This is a genomic window from Arthrobacter cavernae (assembly GCF_017368795.1).
GTDB classification, from domain to species: domain Bacteria; phylum Actinomycetota; class Actinomycetes; order Actinomycetales; family Micrococcaceae; genus Arthrobacter; species Arthrobacter cavernae.
Genome location: NZ_JAFNLL010000094.1, coordinates 1 through 2,367 on the forward strand (window position 1 = coordinate 1; position 2,367 = coordinate 2,367).

The window sequence follows — 2,367 nt, forward strand, 5'->3', positions numbered from 1 at the left end:
AAGGAAAACCCCTTCGACCTCGTCTTCCACGGCGGCTCCGGCTCCTCCGCCCAGGAAATCGCCGACGCCGTCTCCTACGGTGTCATCAAGATGAACGTGGACACCGACACCCAGTACGCCTTCACCCGCCCCGTGGCCGGCCACATGCTCGCCAACTACGACGGCGTCCTGAAGACCGACGGCGAAATGGGCAACAAGAAAAGCTACGACCCGCGCGTCTGGGGCGCTTCCGCCGAAGCCGGCATGGCCGCGCGCATCGTCGAAGCCGCACAGCAGCTCGGTTCGGTCGGCAAGACCTTCTAACTGTCATCCCGCCGTCGAAGAGGCCGGTGAGGGCGGCTCAGCCGAACAATACTGCGGCTTCGTCGTAGCGGTGCTGGGGGACGGTTTTGAGCTTGCCGAGGGCCTCTTCGAAGCCGACGTGTGAAATGTCGGTCCCCTTGAGTGCTACCATGGTTCCCCAGCGGCCTTCCACCACGGAGTCGGTGGCGGCCATGCCCAGCCGGGTGGCCAGGACGCGGTCGAAGGCTGACGGCACGCCGCCGCGCTGGATGTGGCCCAGGATGGTGGCACGGGTTTCGATGCCGGTCCGGGCTTCCAGCTCCGGGGCCAGCTGGTCCGCGATCCCACCGAGACGGGGACGTCCAAAGGTATCCAGCCCGCGCTCGGAGTGCGGGGATTCCATGTGCTCAGGAACAAACCCTTCGGCAACCACTACCAGCGGTGCGCGTCCGCGGGCGTGGGCTTCCTTCACCCACTGGGCAATCTGCTCGATGCTGGCTTTCTGCTCCGGAATGAGGATGGCCTGGGCGCCGGCCGCCATGCCTGCGTGCAGGGCGATCCAGCCTACATGGCGGCCCATGACCTCGACGATCATGCAGCGGTGGTGGGATTCGCCAGTGGTGCGGAGGCGGTCGATCGCTTCGGTAGCGATCTGGACCGCGGTGTCGAAACCGAAGGTGTAGTCCGTGGCGTCAAGGTCGTTGTCCACGGTCTTGGGGACGCCTACGATCTTCAGGCCGGCGTCGGTGAGGCGCTTGGCGGCGGCCAAGGTGCCTTCGCCGCCGATCGCGATGATGGCGTCGATGCCGAGGCGGTCCATGTGGGCCTTGATGGCCTCGGGGCCGCCGCCGACTTCGAAGGGGTTGGTGCGCGAGGTGCCCAGGATGGTGCCGCCCTGCTTGGCGATGCCGCGGACCATGGTGCGGGGGATGTCGATGACATCACCCTCCACCACGCCTCGCCAACCGTCGCGGAATCCGACGAATTCTTGGCCGTGGATGGCGATTCCCTTCAATACGGCGCCTCGGATGACGGCGTTAAGTCCGGGGCAGTCGCCACCGCTGGTGAGAATTCCAATTTTCATGTTTCGGCTCAAATCATAGGGAGGGATTGAATGCGGACAGCCGGCCAGCGCGATGGCCACAACCAGTTCAGGCCCGGGGTGTGCCCCGGGCCTGAACCAGCAGAGTTTTCGCGGTCAAGCCGTGAAGATCACAAAGAACTTTCTGATCCGTTCTTGGATATCCCAGGTTCCTTGCCACCCGATGGGGAAGACGGCGGCCGTTCCGGCCTCCAGTGTGATGGGATCACGGCCGTCCTCAGTAACCACCATTCGGCCTTCAAGGACGTTAATCACCTCACCGCGCTCCAGGAACTCCCACCGGGAGAGACCTGGTGCGGCTTCCCAGACTCCAGAGACGATGCGCGAGTCATCGCTGGTGAAGGGAACGGACATCCTCACTGCTATGTCGTCGCTTAGCACGTCGGCAAAGGGCGGGCCAAGCCAGGATTTTTCTAGGTCCTCTTCGAAGAGTTCGCTGGGTTGGAAAGTAATGCTCATCTGGATCTACCTTTCTTCTTCCCCGCCCGTAACATCTCCGGCGGGCAGGTGGTGGTTGCCGCGGCTCGATCAAGCAGCGGTTGAATCTATGCCAGGGCGGCCAGGACGGACATGGCTTCCTCAACGACATTCGTCGTGGGGAAGAAGGGCCGGTTCACGCCGGCCATCTCTTCCATGACACGGACTACCTGGCAGCTGTAGCCGAACTCGTTGTCGTACCAGACATAGAGGACCAGGTGCTTGTCATTGGAAATGGTCGCGAGGCTGTCAACGATGCCCGCACGGCGGGAGCCCACAAAGTCGGTGGAGACGACCTCGGGCGAGTCAGTGAAGTCGATCTGCTTGCGGAGATCGGAGTGCAGCGACATTTCACGCAGGTAGTCGTTGACCTCGTCCCGCGTGGTGCCGTTCTCCAGGCTGAGGTTCAGGATGGCCATGGAGACATCCGGGGTGGGGACGCGGATGGCGTTGCCGGTGAGCTTGCCCAGCAGTTCCGGCAGTGCCTTCGCTACTGCCTTGGCCGC

3 protein-coding genes and 1 pseudogene are annotated in these 2,367 nt (G+C 63.5%); 1 reads left to right on the plus strand and 3 read right to left on the minus strand.

From position 1 onward, the window contains the following. The coding region (locus tag J1902_RS18905) for a class II fructose-bisphosphate aldolase (protein WP_207617912.1) at positions 1-303 on the plus strand (303 nt) is incomplete at its 5' end. A gap of 37 nt (positions 304-340) precedes the next feature. On the opposite strand, the gene J1902_RS18910 is transcribed toward J1902_RS18905, so the two are convergent. From J1902_RS18910 to J1902_RS18920, 3 genes and pseudogenes are all read right to left on the minus strand, one after another. Then, positions 341-1,366 (minus strand): 6-phosphofructokinase, encoded by a 1,026-nt coding sequence (locus J1902_RS18910; protein ID WP_207617913.1) that lies wholly within the window; start codon positions 1,364-1,366, stop codon positions 341-343. 114 nt (positions 1,367-1,480) lie between these two features. Beyond that, the gene (locus tag J1902_RS18915) at positions 1,481-1,843 is read right to left on the minus strand and encodes a cupin domain-containing protein (RefSeq protein WP_207617914.1); all 363 of its coding nucleotides are present in this window, start codon (positions 1,841-1,843) and stop codon (positions 1,481-1,483) included. An 86-nt stretch (positions 1,844-1,929) separates the two neighbouring features. Next, positions 1,930-2,367, minus strand: a pseudogene (locus tag J1902_RS18920) (glyceraldehyde-3-phosphate dehydrogenase); the annotation flags it as partial.

Bases quoted from the DNA above. Each gene is read 5' to 3' on its own strand.
- J1902_RS18915 (WP_207617914.1), bottom strand. From the start codon at position 1,843: ATGAGCATTACTTTCCAACCCAGCGAACTCTTCGAAGAGGACCTAGAA.
- J1902_RS18910 (WP_207617913.1), bottom strand. From the start codon at position 1,366: ATGAAAATTGGAATTCTCACCAGCGGTGGCGACTGCCCCGGACTTAAC.